Origin of the sequence: Puniceibacterium confluentis, from assembly GCF_007923445.1 — a bacterium.
GTDB classification, from domain to species: domain Bacteria; phylum Pseudomonadota; class Alphaproteobacteria; order Rhodobacterales; family Rhodobacteraceae; genus Puniceibacterium; species Puniceibacterium confluentis.
Genome location: NZ_VOJI01000015.1, coordinates 20,582 through 36,396, shown reverse-complemented (window position 1 = coordinate 36,396; position 15,815 = coordinate 20,582). Strand labels below are relative to the sequence as shown.

Annotated in this window: 15 protein-coding genes; 2 read left to right on the top strand and 13 right to left on the bottom strand. The window is 63.2% G+C overall.

Annotated elements, in window-relative coordinates; all coding sequences use genetic code 11:
- Positions 1-35: 35 nt before the first annotated feature.
- The 7 genes from FOY53_RS16385 to FOY53_RS16360 all read right to left on the bottom strand — a co-directional run bounded on the left by FOY53_RS16385 (position 36) and on the right by FOY53_RS16360 (position 6,086).
- Positions 36-2,036, bottom strand: coding sequence for an acetyl-CoA carboxylase biotin carboxylase subunit (locus tag FOY53_RS16385; RefSeq protein ID WP_146590831.1), 2,001 nt, complete (start codon positions 2,034-2,036; stop codon positions 36-38).
- Between the two features lie 144 nt (positions 2,037-2,180).
- Positions 2,181-2,387, bottom strand: coding sequence for a DcrB/PsbP domain-containing protein (locus FOY53_RS16380; RefSeq protein ID WP_146590829.1), 207 nt, complete (start codon positions 2,385-2,387; stop codon positions 2,181-2,183).
- 349 nt (positions 2,388-2,736) lie between these two features.
- The gene (locus FOY53_RS16375; RefSeq protein ID WP_146590827.1) at positions 2,737-3,096 is read right to left on the bottom strand and encodes a hypothetical protein; all 360 of its coding nucleotides are present in this window, start codon (positions 3,094-3,096) and stop codon (positions 2,737-2,739) included.
- A gap of 90 nt (positions 3,097-3,186) precedes the next feature.
- Positions 3,187-3,330 (bottom strand): hypothetical protein, encoded by a 144-nt coding sequence (locus tag FOY53_RS23170; RefSeq protein ID WP_186766638.1) that lies wholly within the window; start codon positions 3,328-3,330, stop codon positions 3,187-3,189.
- A 214-nt stretch (positions 3,331-3,544) separates the two neighbouring features.
- Entirely contained in the window at positions 3,545-4,042 is a 498-nt protein-coding gene (locus FOY53_RS16370) for a DUF6497 family protein (protein ID WP_246107438.1), read from the bottom strand.
- A complete protein-coding gene (locus FOY53_RS16365) occupies positions 4,042-4,497 on the bottom strand; it encodes a hypothetical protein (protein WP_246107437.1) in 456 nt (151 codons plus the stop codon). Before FOY53_RS16365 ends, FOY53_RS16370 begins: the two co-directional genes overlap by 1 nt.
- A 56-nt stretch (positions 4,498-4,553) precedes the next feature.
- Positions 4,554-6,086, bottom strand: a complete 1,533-nt coding sequence (locus FOY53_RS16360) for an acyl-CoA carboxylase subunit beta (protein ID WP_146590825.1) — start codon at positions 6,084-6,086, stop codon at positions 4,554-4,556.
- 174 nt (positions 6,087-6,260) lie between these two features.
- Between FOY53_RS16360 and FOY53_RS16355 the strand changes: the two genes are divergently transcribed.
- A complete protein-coding gene (locus FOY53_RS16355; RefSeq protein ID WP_146590823.1) occupies positions 6,261-7,487 on the top strand; it encodes a multidrug effflux MFS transporter in 1,227 nt (408 codons plus the stop codon).
- Between the two features lie 45 nt (positions 7,488-7,532).
- Positions 7,533-8,933 carry a helix-turn-helix domain-containing protein gene (locus tag FOY53_RS16350; protein ID WP_146590821.1) on the top strand — a complete coding sequence of 467 codons (1,401 nt, stop codon included), beginning with the start codon at positions 7,533-7,535 and terminating at the stop codon, positions 8,931-8,933.
- A gap of 15 nt (positions 8,934-8,948) precedes the next feature.
- On the opposite strand, the gene FOY53_RS16345 is transcribed toward FOY53_RS16350, so the two are convergent.
- The 6 genes from FOY53_RS16345 to FOY53_RS24070 form a co-directional block, all read right to left on the bottom strand.
- Positions 8,949-9,644 carry an N-acetylmuramoyl-L-alanine amidase gene (locus FOY53_RS16345; RefSeq protein WP_372833771.1) on the bottom strand — a complete coding sequence of 232 codons (696 nt, stop codon included), beginning with the start codon at positions 9,642-9,644 and terminating at the stop codon, positions 8,949-8,951.
- Entirely contained in the window at positions 9,605-10,309 is a 705-nt protein-coding gene (locus FOY53_RS16340; RefSeq protein ID WP_146590819.1) for a hypothetical protein, read from the bottom strand. The genes FOY53_RS16345 and FOY53_RS16340 overlap by 40 nt, the downstream gene beginning before the upstream one ends.
- Before the next feature lie 34 nt (positions 10,310-10,343).
- Complete coding sequence (gene gatA / locus FOY53_RS16335) at positions 10,344-11,831, bottom strand: Asp-tRNA(Asn)/Glu-tRNA(Gln) amidotransferase subunit GatA (protein ID WP_146590817.1); 1,488 nt, start codon at positions 11,829-11,831, stop codon at positions 10,344-10,346.
- Entirely contained in the window at positions 11,831-12,118 is a 288-nt protein-coding gene (gene gatC, locus FOY53_RS16330; RefSeq protein WP_146590815.1) for an Asp-tRNA(Asn)/Glu-tRNA(Gln) amidotransferase subunit GatC, read from the bottom strand. Before gatC ends, gatA begins: the two co-directional genes overlap by 1 nt.
- A 177-nt stretch (positions 12,119-12,295) precedes the next feature.
- The gene (locus tag FOY53_RS16325) at positions 12,296-14,809 is read right to left on the bottom strand and encodes a PIG-L family deacetylase (RefSeq protein WP_146590813.1); all 2,514 of its coding nucleotides are present in this window, start codon (positions 14,807-14,809) and stop codon (positions 12,296-12,298) included.
- Positions 14,810-15,088: 279 nt separating this feature from the next.
- Positions 15,089-15,811 (bottom strand): TRAP transporter large permease subunit, encoded by a 723-nt coding sequence (locus tag FOY53_RS24070; protein ID WP_342784266.1) that lies wholly within the window; start codon positions 15,809-15,811, stop codon positions 15,089-15,091.
- Positions 15,812-15,815 lie beyond the last annotated feature (4 nt).

The window sequence follows — 15,815 nt, the reverse complement described above, 5'->3', positions numbered from 1 at the left end:
AAGAACTGCTCTGGGGCGTGGCGCCGGTCATCGAGTTATTCGAACTCCATGATCACGTCATCCACGGCCAGGCTGTCGCCCGCGGCGGCATTGACCTTGGAAACCGTGCCCCTGCGTTCGGCACGCAGGATGTTTTCCATCTTCATCGCCTCGACCGTGCACAGGGCCTGACCTTCCTGCACCTCGTCGCCGATCTCGACATTCACCGAAACAATGAGTCCGGGCATCGGGCACAGCAGCAGTTTCGAAGTGTCCGGCGGCAGCTTTTCCGGCATCAGCCGTGCCAGTTCCGCCTGACGCGGGCTGCGCACGTGCACCTTGAGGTCGGCCCCGCGGGAACGGATGCGGAAGCCGCCCGAAATCTTGCCGACCTTCAGCACAAGAAGCGTGCCGCTCACATCCATGGTCGCCAGTTGATCACCAGGCGTCCAGTCACCCGCAACACGGAAGGTTTCCTGGTCGGCAAAGGTGACGTTGGCACCTTTCTGATCGGCGGCGATCGCCACATCATAGCTTTGCCCCTGCAACGTCACGTTCCAGTTGTCACCGACCTTGCGTTCATGATTGTCCAGCGTGCCGGACACCCGGGCGCGGCGGATTTCGGCCACGCGGTTCATCGCCACGCAGGCGGCGGCGATGCGGCGCAGCGCATCATCGGACAGCGCGACCCCCTGGAACCCCTCGGGGTATTCTTCGGCAATAAAGGCAGTGGTGATGTTCCCGCTGACGAACTTTGGATGGTCCATCACCGCCGACAGGAACGGCAGGTTGTGACCGATCCCCTCGACTTCGAAAGCGTCCAGGGCGTTGCGCATCGCTTCGATCGCCTGCCCCCGGTCGGGCGCCCAGGTGCACAGCTTGGCGATCATCGGATCGTAATACATGCTGATCTCGCCGCCTTCGAAGACACCGGTGTCATTGCGCACCTTCGCGCCTTCGACCGCGAGCTCGGCGGGTGGGCGGTAGCGGGTCAGACGGCCGATGGAGGGCAGGAAATTGCGGTAGGGATCTTCGGCATACAGCCGCGATTCCATCGCCCAGCCGTTGAGCTTTACATCCTCCTGCGTGATCGACAGCGGCTCGCCGTTGGCGACGCGGATCATCTGCTCCACCAGATCGACGCCGGTGATCAGCTCGGTCACCGGATGTTCGACCTGCAGACGGGTGTTCATTTCAAGGAAGTAGAACTTGCGGTCGCCATCGACGATGAACTCCACCGTGCCGGCACTTGTGTAGCCAACGGCCTGAGCCAGCGCGCAGGCCTGTTCGCCCATCGCCTTGCGCGTTGCGGGATCGAGAAAGGGCGACGGCGCCTCTTCGATGACTTTCTGGTTGCGGCGCTGGATCGAACATTCCCGCTCGCCCAGATAGATGCAGTTGCCATGGGCATCGGCCAGCACCTGAATTTCGATATGGCGGGGCTGGGTCACAAACTTCTCGATGAAGATCCGGTCGTCGCCAAAGCTGCTTGCGGCCTCGTTCTTGGAGGACTGAAAGCCTTCGCGGACCTCGTCTTCCTTCCAGGCGATGCGCATCCCCTTGCCGCCGCCGCCGGCAGAAGCCTTGATCATCACCGGATAGCCGATCTCGCCCGAGATTTTCACCGCCTCATCACCATCGGCAATCAGGCCCATATAGCCAGGCACGGTGGAGACCCCGGCCTCCTGGGCGATTTTCTTGCTGGTAATCTTGTCGCCCATCTTTTCGATGGCCCCGACCGGCGGGCCGACAAAGGCCACACCCGCGGCCGCGAGTGCTTCGGCAAACTTGGAATTCTCCGACAGAAAGCCGTAGCCCGGGTGCACCGCCTCGGCGCCGGTCTTTCGAATGGCCTCCATCACCTTGTCGATGACGATATAGGACTGGTTCGCGGGGGACGGGCCGATGTGCACCGCCTCGTCCGCCATTTCGACATGCAGGGCATTGCGGTCAGCGTCGGAATAAATCGCCACGGTCTTGATGCCCATCTTGCGGGCCGTCTTGATAACCCGGCAGGCGATCTCGCCCCGGTTGGCGATCAGGATCTTGTTGAACATATCTGTCCCTTTCAATGCATGTCTTGGCCACCGGTCGGCGGCTCTGCCGGACCCGCAGCAACGCAAACGAAAAAGCCACCAGAGCACGTGGCTCTGATGGCTTTCGGTAGTCTGAAGGGGCCGCGAACGGCCCGGTATGTCAGATCAGCGGCAGACGCCCGGTGTGATGTCGTCACAGGTGACACCTGCAACGATACCGGCAGCCGCGCCGATCTTGCCATCGCCGCCTGTGGCGCGGTCGATTGCATAACCGCCGACGCCGCCCAGTGCACCGCGCTCAAGATCTGTGCCTTCGCATGCCGCGAGGCCGGTGAGGGCGAGGATAGCTGTGAATTTCGCAAAGTTCCGCATCGAGTGGACTCCTTATTTTTTGTGCCTGTCGATGACGGCATAACTCCCGGATCAGGGGTGTTGTTCCAGCGCTTTTTGCAATCGGGCGAACAGTCGGCGGACCTTTGCCGCCGGCGCCCGGTGACGCGCGGAAAAAGGCCGTTCTCAGCTGAAAAATCGGGCGGCAGGCAAGGGGATTTACCGCGCCGCCCGTCAGTGGAAGGGTAACGGCGATCCTGCGGCAGGTATGAGGTCAGACCACAGGGATCACTGACAAGGCTGGCAAAAACCGAGTCGGCTGCCAAGCGCCGGGACTCCACGAACGCCGCGTCGGCTCGATCCCGCGCATTATCCGGCCCCGGCAGCAGAATCATGCCCAAAATCCCTTTTCGAACGCCTCGGGAAAAGCAATCCGCGCCTGCCGCTCGTTGATCACCAGCAGCGACTCATAGCTGAGCGGGTCGAAGGGGTCATCCACCGGCAGAACTTCGCGCCCGAACAGCCAGCTCAGCCGACCGGCATCCAGATTGCCGCGTTCAAACGGCTCGTTGCCGAAATGCGCCCAGAGGGCCGCCATGAACCACAGGTCGGCGCGCTTGTCCGGCGGGCGACGGTCCGCGTAGCGCTCGCGTTTGGTCAGCGGCGTGGCGCCCTTGGAGTTGGCGCGGCGGATGGTGAACTGGAAATCTGTGCCGGGCAGTCGCCCGGGAAAGCCGCGGTGCTTCAGCACGACAGGCCCTCCTCTGTGTGAAGGGCCAACAACGGGCCGGAACCGGGGATGGAAACCGGGACGGACCGCAAAGCCCGTCCCGGGATCGTCTTACTTGTACTTGCCGGTGTAAACAGGCTCGACAGAGATCGGCGCCGGGTCAACCACAACGTACTCTTCCTGCTGCTGCTGACCGCACGCGGAGAGCGTTGCGACAAAACCGAACATTGCAACCAGCTTGATGCTTTTCGACATTTCTTACTCCTGTCAGATTCAACGGAACCGACGCGACCACACGGCCCTGCCTGTCCTCGTCTCGAGGTAACGGTCGCTTGGGTGCAACCGTTCCGCAGAATATCGGAAAAGATTTGGAAAAGATACGTGGGCGCCGATACGTCGGGCATCTGTGACTCGAAAGCCTCATAAGACAGCACTCCGCCCCCGGAGGCCTCCAGATATTGTGCAGCCATCAGAATGCCTCCCAGATACAGAGCCCGTTTCGCAGGCTGAAAGACTCAAAAAACTGCGTAATATCAGGGTTCGCGACCCCGAATTCGGTTGCGCTCTGGGCCAGGGAAATGATGATCCGCGCCGGATCCGCAGCGGCGCCCTCAAGCGCGCTGACGGCATAGGTCTGGCACAGTTCCTCCATGTCCGCGGCCACCGAACCATAGTCTGGGCCGTCGGCAACCCAGGGCGCGACAAAGCGGAATCGCGCGACCGAAATCTCGCCCGAGACTTCCTCTATCAGCTCCTGAAACTGCGCGGATCTGCCGGACGGCAGCGTGACCGTCTGCCCCCCGGCGGTGCCCACGGGTAACCCGAACACCGCCACCGCGCCTGTCACCGCCAGTGCCCCGAGAGCCGTCAGACTCGCAACAGCCCAGCCCGACCGACGACCCGAGTGCCCGTCACCCGGACGAACCAAGCGCGAAACCGAGATCACTGGACCGGAGAACAGCGACATCAGCCCTGCCCCCGGATGCGGGCCCAGTGGCACCAGCGTGCGCGCCGCTCGGGGTCGTTCAGCAAGGCTGCCAACTGTGCCGAAGTGCCCGCAGGCGCCGCTCCGGCCATCAGGCTGCCACCGGCACGGACCTTCAGACCGGCACCCTCATGGACAATCTCGACAGCCGGAGAGAACCCGCGCAGATGCCGCAGTTCCCGCCATATATCCTGCCGGATTTGCCGCGCCAGGCGGTTGGCACGCAGCAAAGGCAGATGCGTGCAGGCGACCAGATCGAAAACCACCGGCCAATGGCGCGACAGCGTATAGCGCGCCCGGGTCTCTGTGGTGTACCAGCCACGCCGCGGCCGCAAGCCCGCATGGGCAAGCGGCCCGTCCGCGCCGGACAGCCGGGCCTTGCCGCTGTCCGCGCCCGGTCGGTCAGACGGATCCGGATGGTCGAAATCCTGTGTCATTCAGCCTCTTGGTCCTGCAGTCTGCGGTTGCGCCCGGACGCCCCGGAAAGGGTCACTTAGAGCGGTATATTGTCGTGCTTTTTCCAAGGGTTGGTAAGCTTTTTCCCGCGCAGCGCCGCAAAGGCGCGGCTGACCCTCTTGCGGGTGCTGCGGGGCTGGATCACCTCGTCGATAAAGCCCCGCTCGGCGGCGACAAACGGGTTGGCAAAGCGGTCTTCGTAGTTCTTTGTATGGGCGGCAATCTTTTCCGCATCCTTCAGGTCGGCACGGTGAATGATTTCGGTCGCGCCTTTTGCCCCCATGACGGCAATCTCGGCCGTCGGCCAGGCATAATTGAAATCTCCGCGCAAATGCTTGGAGGACATCACGTCATAGGCCCCGCCATAGGCCTTGCGGGTGATGACCGTGACCTTGGGCACCGTCGCCTCACCATAAGCGAACAAAAGCTTGGCTCCGTGCTTGATCACACCGCCGTATTCCTGACCGGTGCCGGGCAGGAACCCGGGCACGTCCACCAGCGTGAGGATCGGAATTTCGAAGGCATCGCAGAACCGCACGAACCGTGCCGCCTTGCGCGAACTGTCAATGTCCAGACAGCCCGCCAGCACCATCGGCTGGTTTGCCACCACCCCGACGGTCTGACCTTCGAGGCGGATGAACCCGGTGATGATGTTGCGCGCGTAATTCTCCTGGATCTCGTAGAAGTCGGCCTCGTCCGCGATCTTGTTGATCAGCTCTTTCATGTCATAGGGCGTGTTGGCGTTTTCGGGGATCAGGGTATCAAGGCTGCGCTCGACCCGGCCCGGTTCGTCAAAAAACGGGCGGACGGGCGGCTTTTCCCGGTTGGACAGCGGCAGGAAATCCACCAGCCGCCGCACTTCGGCAAGCGCTTCGACATCGTTGGCAAAAGCACCGTCCGCCACCGAGGATTTGCGCGTGTGCGTCGATGCACCGCCCAGTTCTTCGGCAGTGACCACTTCGTTGGTGACCGTCTTGACCACATCCGGGCCGGTCACGAACATGTAAGAGCTGTCCTGCACCATGAAGATGAAATCGGTCATCGCCGGGGAGTAGACCGCGCCGCCGGCGCAGGGGCCCATGATCAGCGAAATCTGCGGCACCACGCCGCTGGCCATCACGTTGCGCTGGAAGACTTCGGCATAGCCCGCCAGCGAGGACACGCCTTCCTGGATGCGGGCACCACCGGAATCGTTGATCCCGATCACCGGCGCACCGTTCTGCATCGCCATATCCATGATCTTGCAGATCTTCTTGGCGTGGGTTTCCGAAAGCGAGCCGCCGAGGACGGTAAAGTCCTGGCTGAACACGTAGACCATGCGCCCGTTGATCGTGCCCCAGCCCGTCACGACGCCGTCGCCATAGACCTTGTTGTTCTCCATGCCGAAATCGGTGCATCTGTGCGTGACGAACATGTCGAATTCTTCAAAGCTGTCCTCGTCCAGAAGCAGCTCGATGCGTTCGCGCGCCGTCAGCTTGCCCTTGGCATGCTGCGCGTCGATCCGCTTCTGGCCGCCGCCCAGCCGGGCCTCGGCACGGCGGCTTTCGAGTTCCTGAAGAATGTCTTTCATCGTGATCCCCTCGTTTCGGCGGAAAATACAGAGCCTGCGCGCTGCCTCAAGTGCCTTTTGGCAAATTTGCAAATTGCGCAAAAAATGTTGCGTGCATATTGCAAAGTTGCATATTCGACACCGAGCGCATGGTCTCGTTGGACACGGCCAAAGCATCGGCCTAACACACTGATTATGCAAGACGCCCCATTGGTCCGATTTCTGGACCGCTCAACCCCGCCCCACATCACGACGCTGATCCTGCTCGCGGGTCTTTCGGCGCTGGCAATGAACATCTTCTTGCCCAGCCTGCCCAATATGACCGCATACTTTGACACCGAATACAGTCTGATGCAGCTCTCCGTCGCGATATATCTCGCCGTCAACGCCGTGCTGCAGATCCTGATCGGTCCGATCTCGGACAAGCTGGGCCGCCGCCCGGTGATCCTGGGTGGCATTGCCATCTTCTGTCTGGCAACCATCGGTTGCCTGATTGCGCGCGACGCTTATGTTTTCCTCGCTTTCAGGATGCTGCAGGCGGTCATTGTGACCACGATGGTGCTGTCACGCGCGGTGGTCCGCGACATGGTCCCGCAGGATCAGGCGGCCTCGATGATCGGCTATGTCACCATGGGTATGGCCGTGGTGCCGATGATCGGCCCGGCGATCGGCGGCGTGCTGGACGAGTTGCTGGGCTGGCAGGCAAATTTCTGGCTGTTGCTGGCGCTGGGGCTGGCCCTGTTCTGGCTCACCTGGCGGGACCTGGGTGAGACGGCGAAGAAAAGCGCGCTCACCCTCGGGCAGCAGTTCCGCGAATATCCCGAACTGCTGCGTGCGCCGCGGTTCTGGGGCTACGCCCTTGCCTCGGGTTTCGCCTCGGGTGCCTTCTTTGCATACCTCGGCGGCGCGCCGTTTGTCGGTTCGGTCGTCTTTTCCCTGACCCCGTCGGAACTGGGGTTGTATTTCGGCGCTCCGGCGGTCGGATATTTTGTCGGCAACTATCTGTCAGGCCGGTATTCCGCGCGCGTCGGCGTGAACAACATGGTGTATTGGGGCACGCTGTTCAACGCGGCGGGCATTGCGCTCAACCTGATTGTCATGGCCACCGATTACGGATCGGTGACCAGCTTCTTCGGGTTTGTGATCTTTGTGGGTCTGGGCAACGGCATGTCGATTCCCAACGCCACCGCCGGCATGCTGTCAGTGCGTCCGCATCTTGCCGGCACGGCCAGCGGACTGGGTGGCGCCATCATGATCGGCGGCGGCGCGGCGCTGTCCGCGCTGGCGGGCGCCCTTCTCAAACCCGGGACCGGGGCATGGCCGCTGCTGTGGATCATGTTCATCACCAGCCTGCTCGCCATCGCCTGCATTCGCTTCGTGATCTGGCGCGAAAGGCAGCTGGCGGCACTGGACGGCGGCTAGGTTCTTTGCAAACCTTGCGGGACTGATTTGCAAAGAGGTTGCCGCATGTCCTCCAGAAAGCTGTATGTTGGCGCCAAGCTGCGCGAGATCCGGGGGCGGCTTGGCCTCACGCAGAAGGATTTTGCGACCAAGCTGGGTGTCTCCCTGCCCTATCTCAACCAGATGGAGAACAACAACCGCCCGGTCAGCACCACGGTGGTTCTGGCGCTGGCGCAGGAATTCGGTCTCGACGTGACCGAACTCGGCCAGGGCGATTCCGAACGCCTGGTCACGGACATGCGCGAAGCCCTCGCCGACCCCGTCTTTGGCGATGTCGCGCCGCCGCTGGCCGACCTGCGGCTGACGGCCTCGAATGCCCCCGCTTTCGCCCGCGCCTTTCTGGAACTTCACAAGGCGTACCGGCACACCCATGAACGGCTCGCCAGTCTGGACGAGGCGTTGGGCCGCGAAGGTACCCAGCTGCAGCCCAGCCCCTGGGAGGAAGTCCGCGACTTTTTCCATTACTGCGACAACTATATCGACGCTGTCGACCGGACCGCGGAGCGTTTTGCCGGTCTGCTGCAGGGCGAAGGTGACATCCGCAGCGCCGCCATCGCCCGGCTGGCACATCGTGGGGTGAAGGTTCGGTTCGAACACGCGACGCCGCTGCGCCAGTACGATGCCGAAACCGGCGTGCTGGTCCTGTCGGCGCTTGCCCCGCCAGAGACCCAGACGTTCCAGTTGCTTTTGCAGGTGGCGCTGCTGCGTCAGGATCCGCTGCTCGAGGCGACTCTCGATCTGGCCCGGTTTCAGACCGATGCGGCCCGTAGCATCGCCAAGATCGGGCTTGCGAACTATTTCGCCGGGGCCGTGATGATGCCCTATGTGGCCTTCCTGCAAGCCGCACAGGAAACGCGGCATGATCTCGAGCGATTGGCGATTCTGTTCGGCGCATCGATCGAACAGGTGGCGCACCGGCTGTCGACCCTGCAAAGACCCGGCGCCAAGGGCATTCCGTTCTTCTTTGTGCGTGTCGATCAGGCCGGCACCATCACCAAGCGACATTCCTCGACCCGGTTGCAGTTCGCACGGTTTGGCGGCGCCTGCCCGCTGTGGAACGTGCACCGCGCCTTTGAAACACCGGGCCGGTTCCTGCGCCAACTGGCCGAAACCCCGGACGGGGTGCGCTATATCAGCCTCGCCCGCGATGTGACCAAGCCGGGGGGCCATTACGGTGCGCCGGTGCGGCGCTATGCGATTTCGCTGGGTTGCGAGGTGAAACATGCCCGCGCCATGGTCTATGCCGACGGGCTCGACCTAGATCGCGATGCGGCCTTCGAGCCCATCGGTATCTCGTGCCGGATCTGCGAGCGGATGACCTGCCACCAACGTTCGGTGCCACCGCTGGAACGCAAGTTGCACGTCCCGCCGAACTGGCGCGGCGTACTGCCGTACGAGCTGGAATGACTTTGCTTGCAGGTGTCAGTCCCTTGGCCAGCGCGTGGCCAGGTCCGCCATCAAGGCGGTGTCGATCTCGTCCAGCGGACCCGAGGCGCCGGGGCGAAAACGGTGGCGGAACGCCTGCAGCAAGTGGCTCTTGCCCTCTGCCGGGATGGCATAGCCAAATCTCTGTGCATCGTCGTAAAACGACCCGCCCCGCCGCGGCTGCGGCCAGACCGACAGTCCCTGACGTGCCAGCCTGCGCCAGTCGAACCGCGGGCCGGGATCGATCTTGCGTCCCAACGCCATATCGGAATGTCCGATCACACCTTCAGGCGGAATTTTCCAGCGTTTCCGAATAGATGAAAGAAGGTCTTCAAGCGCCGCCATCTGTGGTTCGGCAAAGGGCTGCAGGCCGGTATTGGCCAGCTCAATCCCGATCGAGTGCGAGTTGACATCCGTCAGCGATCCCCACTGACCTGCGCCGGCATGCCAGGCCCGCTCGGCTTCGTCCACAAGCTGCCACAGGCGTCCCGCCGGACAGATCACGTAATGTGCCGAAACCTGCGACCGCGGATCACACAGCCAGTCCCGGGCACCTTCTGCCGACGGCATCGCGGTATAGTGGATCACAACCAGAGATGGCACCGCTCCGTCGCGGCGCGGCCCACAGTTGCCAGAGGGATACCAGAGCGCCGTCAGTTCCGGCGCACCGACCGAAACGCCGCCGGATCCCAGCTACAGGCAAACCCGTCGCCGTCCGGATCCATGCCACGACGGTCCTTTTCCGGACCACCGGCGGCAAGGAACGCTTCCTGTGCCAGATCCGACGAGGAATAGTCGGCACAGGCACGGGCAGCCTTGGCCTCGGTGTTGAACGCCGACCGGCTGTAGAGCGACGTGCCGCGCGGGTTGGTCGTCTTGAGCGCATATTCGACGATGTTCGGTCCTTCGGCGCCGCTGCGGCTGGGTAATGCGGTCGGCTGGATCACCTGGTACTGTGCCCGGTTGCGGGCGATCAGTGCCGCGTCAGCAGCGATGTCCCGCTCTCCGGACACAGCGTCAAAGCTGTTTTCCTCCGAAATCCCGGCGGCATTCGTGACCACCTGCGGCGCCGGATTGCCCGGAGCGGCCTCTATCGGGCCAGCCCCCGGATCCTGCGCCAGAGCGCGCTCGGCTGCAGCGATCGCCGGATCGGGGTTATCAAGGTTGGACGACACGACCCCGGCAGGCGGCGGCACCGTGGTGCGCACCGGCGCATTGCCCAGCAGTTCGGCCTCGCGGCGCGCCTGATAGTCAGCATAATCGCCGAACCCGACGCCCGCACCGCTGTCAGGCACATTTGACGCGGCACATCCCGCCAGCGTCAGGGCCGCCACACCAAGATAGAAAAACCGTGTCATGCGTCGTGTCATCCTCTGAGTCTCTCCGGGGCCATTACCACCACTGCGACGGCTTTGCGACAAAGCCCGCCGCCTGTTCCAGGGCATAGGCGGTATTCAGCAGATCGCCCTCTTCCCAGGGTCGGCCGATCAGTTGCAGGCCAAGAGGCAGCCCCTGCCGGTCGATGCCCGCCGGAACCGAAACGCCCGGAAGGCCTGCGAGGTTCACTGTAACGGTAAAAACGTCGTTAAGATACATCTGCACCGGGTCGGCATGGCTCATCTCGCCAAGGCCAAACGCCGCAGAAGGCGTCGCCGGTGTGAGGATGGCGTCGATGCCATCTGCGAACACCGTCTCGAAGTCGCGCTTGATCAGGGTGCGCACCTTGCGGGCGCGGTTGTAGTAGGCGTCATAGAACCCGGCAGACAGCACATAGGTGCCGACCATCACCCGGCGCTGCACCTCGGCCCCGAAGCCTTCGGCGCGGGTCTTTTCGTACATCTCGGTGATGCCGTCACCCTGCGCCAGACTGGCGCGGTGGCCATACCGCACCCCGTCATAGCGCGCGAGGTTCGACGAAGCCTCGGCCGGGGCGATGACATAATAGGCGGGCAGCGCGTATTTTGTGTGCGGCAGCGAGATGTCGACGATCTCGGCTCCGGCGTCGCGCAGCATCGCGGTTCCGTCCGCCCAGAGCGTCTCGATCTCGTCCGGCATGCCGTCCATGCGGTATTCGCGCGGGATACCGATCTTCTTGCCACGGATGTCGCCGGTCAGCATGGATTCGAAATCCGGCACCGCCATGTCGGCAGAGGTCGAATCCTTGGGGTCATGACCACACATCGCGCCCAGCATGATCGCCGCGTCGCGCACGTCCTTGGTCATTGGTCCGGCCTGATCGAGGGACGAGGCAAAGGCGACAATCCCCCAGCGCGAACAGCGCCCATAGGTCGGTTTGATCCCGGTGATCCCGGCAAAGGCAGCCGGCTGGCGGATCGAACCGCCGGTATCCGTGCCGGTCGCTCCAAGGCACAGATCCGCCGCCACCGCCGAGGCCGACCCGCCCGAAGACCCGCCCGGCGTCAGCGGCGTTTCGTCGTTGCCGCGCCGCCAGGGGTTGACCGCATCGCCATAGGTCGAGGTTTCGTTCGACGAGCCCATGGCGAATTCGTCCATGTTGAGTTTGCCCAGCATCACCGCGCCGGCGCTGAACAGCTGGCTGGTGACCGTGCTTTCATATTCAGGAACAAAGCCCTGCAATATCCGGCTGGCGGCCTGGCTCGGCACCCCTTTGGTACAGAAAAGATCCTTGATGCCCAGCGGGATGCCGCAGAGGTCGGGGCTGTCTCCGGCCTGGATGCGGGCATCGGCGGCAGTGGCCTGTTGCAGCGCCAGTTCGGGAGTCTTGTGCACAAAGGCGTTCAACGCATCGGCGCCGTCGATTGCCGCGAGACAGGCCTGGGTCAGCGCGACCGACGTCACTTCGCCCTTGCGCAGTGCGTCCCGGGCTTCGGAAATCTTGAGTTTGGTGAGATCCGACATTATTCCACCACCTTCGGCACAGCAAAAAAACCTTCGCGCGCATCGGGCGCATTGGCAAGAATTCGGTCCTGCATGCCGCCGTCGGTGACGCCATCCTGACGGCGTGGCAGACGCATCGGCGTGACCGACACCATGGGATCGACGCCTTCGACATCCACTTCACCCAATTGCTCGATAAAGCCGAGGATGGTGTTGAATTCTTCGGCCAGTGCCGGCAGGGCGTCGTCGGCCACCTTGATGCGGGCCAGTTTGGCCACGCGGGCGGCGGTCTCTACGTCGATGGACATGGGGGCCTCTTTGATCAGTATTCTGTGGCGTGCTCTTGGGGGATGCGTTTACCCCTGCCCGCTGCCGCCCGCAAGCATCTGACGGCCCCACGCGCCCTCTCCGGCCGATTTTGCCGGGCGCGGGCTGGATAAGCTGCGTGATTGGCGGGCCGGAGGTGGCCACAAGCCTGAACTCAGCTAGACGAAAACGTCGTCTTCGACCTCTTCATCCGCTGCGGTCCCGGCGGTCAGATCAAAGCTCGCCGCGTCACCGGTCAGCATCAGCGCCTCAAAGACCGACGCGGTCTGGATGGCCTCGGGGGTGGCGCTGACAGTGTATTCATCCGCCACGTATTCCCGCTGCACCCATTCGCGATAGGCATTGATCAGCGTGCCGTCGCTGCCAAACACCTGCGGATCGAAAGCAGCGTACTCCATGAACGTCTGGCTCACTTCGTCGTGCACCGAACCGGTCAGGTTTTCCTCGAAGCCCCAGGTGGCGTAACCGACGTAGCTGGTGACGGTATAATCGGCATTATACCCCTCCATCGCCGAGGTCGCGTATTCCGCCGCGTGATAATGATCGGAATGTTCCTGGTCTGCATAGGCGCTGGTGTGGTCCTGAATGTGCATGTGATCCGGCTGGTGCAGGTTCATCAGGCCGGTCAGCACGCTGCGGAATTCCGCGTCCGTATAGGTGGTGGCCCCATCGACGGTGGTCACCTGATCGATCACGCCGTCGGACAGCCGTTGCAGGCTTTCGTTGCCGTAGGTGTCCGAGCCGCTTCCGTCGAACCCGTCCGGTGTGCGCAGAAAATACAGCCGCACATCCGGTTGGCTTTCAAGGTAGGAACTGGCGATCTCGTGCTCGGTGCCGTCCGTCAACAGGGTCACCGTCTCGTCCACCCAGTCGTTGGCCCCGGCCATATAGCCGTAGGCGGCCTTTTCCCCCATCTCGCGCGCGCCCCAGTACTCTTCCCCGAGGCCAAAATCGCCGGCCGTCAGGTAGACCGTGGTTACCGGTTCACCAGCGTCGATGAGATCGCTGATCGTCGGATTCATGAACAGAAGGTCATCATCCTGATGCGCGACAAAGATCATGTTCCCGGCCCCGGTCACCGGCGGCGGAATGACCGGATCGGGTGGGTCAACCGGATCGGGCGGATCGACCGGATCAACTGGATCAATCGGGTCAGGCGGATCGACCGGGTCGGGCGGATCGACCGGGTCGGGCGGATCGACCAAATCGTCGAACTGCGTCACGCTCAGGTCGGACACAGCCCCGACCAGCGGCGCATCCTCGGGCCAGTTCGACTGTCCGATCAGCAGGTTCTGCCGTTCGACATCCGCCGGGACGACCCCCTGGTTTTCCGCCAGCAGCGCCCCGTCCTTCTCGATCCACATCAGCCCGTCGGGATCGACGCCCACGGTCCAGTCGGCGGTTTCGCCCTGCACGATCGCATCCGCCGCAATGACCCGGTAGGCACTGCCGTCCTGCCAGATCTCGAGCATGATGTCGGTGGTGTTCTCGACCTGGCTGAACAGAATGTTGTTGGTCTCGGGACCGTCGCCAAAGTCAAAGGCACGGCCCCAGTATGCGCCCTGCACATCGTCAAAGCGGACCGTCACCGCGATCTCGAACGCCCCGTCGATCTGCTGTGGCCCGGTGGCAGGCGCAGGCTCCACCGGGTCGGGCGGCGGCAGCGGGTCGGCCGGATCGGGCGGCGGCAGCGGGTCCACCGGCTCGACAGGGTCCGGCGGGGTGACAGGATCCTCAGGCGCGACCGGATCCACCGGATCGGCGGGCAATGGGCCATCCGACACCGGTGTGACCGTCAGGCCAAGCACCACGCCGTCGATCTGGCTGCCATCTTCGGCATTCGAGTCGCCGATCAGCCGCGATTCCCGATCCATGTCATAGGGCACAACGCCCTGCGCCTCGGCCAGAGGAGTGCCGTCTTTCTCCAGCCACATCACGCCGTCACCGTCGATACCGACAGCCCAATGCGCCAGTTCGCCCTCGACAATCGCATCCGGCGCGGTGACGCTGTAGACCAGACCGTCCTGCAGCAGTTCGAGCCGCAGGTCGTCGCTGGTGCCGACCTGGGTCAACCGCAGCGCGTTGATGCCGGTGGCATCGGCAAAATCAAAGACCCGCTGTCCCTGCCCGGCGTCCAGATCATCAAACCGCGCCACGACGTCCAGCCGGAAGGCGCCGTCGATCTGCGGCGTGGCGTTCAACAGGCCATTGTCCACCGGCTCACCGGCGTTGGTGACATCAATACCCAGAACCGCACCGTCCAGAGGTGAATCCTCGGACCAGTTGGATTGGCCCAGAAGTTCGTTCAGCCGCGGCATGTCGACCGGCACAACGCCCTGCGCCTCGGCCAGGCGGACGCCATTCTTGTCGATCCACATGGCCCCGTCCGCGGCAATGCCGACGTTCCAGGTCGCGGTCTCGCCCTCGATGATCGCCTCCGGGGCGGTGACGCGATAGGACTGACCGGCCTGGTAGAGCACGAAGGTCATGTCGCTCGTATTTTCGTACTGCGACAACAGTATGTTGTTGGTGTCGGGACCGTCGCCAAAATCAAAGGCGCGCTGCCAGTATCCGCCCGACAGATCGTCAAACCGCACAATCACTTCAATCTCGAATGCGCCGGTGATGTCTTCGATGTTGCCTGTGGGAAAGGCTGGGTCAAAAGGCGGCATTTCAACTCCTGTCTGCTGCTCGCGGTACAGAGCCATGACAATTTGAATGACTTGACCGAACGGTCGTTAAGAATTTTCAACTACAATTTGCGCGGTCACACCTCGCCCGCCCCGGCGCACCGAAAGACAGCTTCGGCGTTACTTTACCACAGGGAAACCCGAAAACACGCAGCCATTGGTGCGATTCCGGAAATTGTCCATTTCCATTTTGGAACAGAAGGCCCGTGCCGAAACCCGCATCGACGCAGCGTCCGGGGCGATCAATGCGCACGGCGGGGGTCAGAAGTTCAGCGAAATGTCGCGGCGGCCTGCACTGCAGGAGGCGACGAACAACGCCTGCCTGCGCGGCAGGTGCGGCTGCTGACGCAATCCGTTGGTGCCCTGTATCGCCAGATCGCAGGCACGCAGTTCGGGCAGCAGTTCCCTGCCCGCCCGCTCCCGCCAGGCAGTCTCGCTGGCCAGAAGCTCTTGCGCCCCGGAGACAAGCAGGAATGCGCGTTCCGGATCGGCCGAACGGCTGTCGATTTCGCTCCGGTAGATGGTGCGCAGGCGCCGGTCATCCGCGGTGATTGCGCCGTATGCCGCCTGCGTCTCCGCCCAGCTTTCCGGGATCGGCCCCAGCGTACCAGAGGCCGCGACGATCCCCGGGGACAGCGGGTTGGCATACCCGTTGCGCACCATCACCGGCAGCGGGATCAGTCCCATCGCCACACCCGTTGCACCGACAATGCCCGTGGTGGCGGCCAGCTGCACCCCGACAACCACGACCGAAATGCCCAGTCCGCCCGCAATCGTCGCGAACAGCTGCGCCACGGTCACCGGCAGATATTCGGCAATCAGCGTATCGCGTTCCGGTTCCCAGCAGACTCCGCGCAGGTTGGTGCCCCTGGCGCTGAGCCACTGTGCGGCGACTGTTCTGCAATGGTCGGAGTTTCGCCGCGTCCATCCGGCAGTTTCCTGCCACGGCGTAGTGCCCCCCCTAGGTCGGAGAGACGCGCGCACCGAA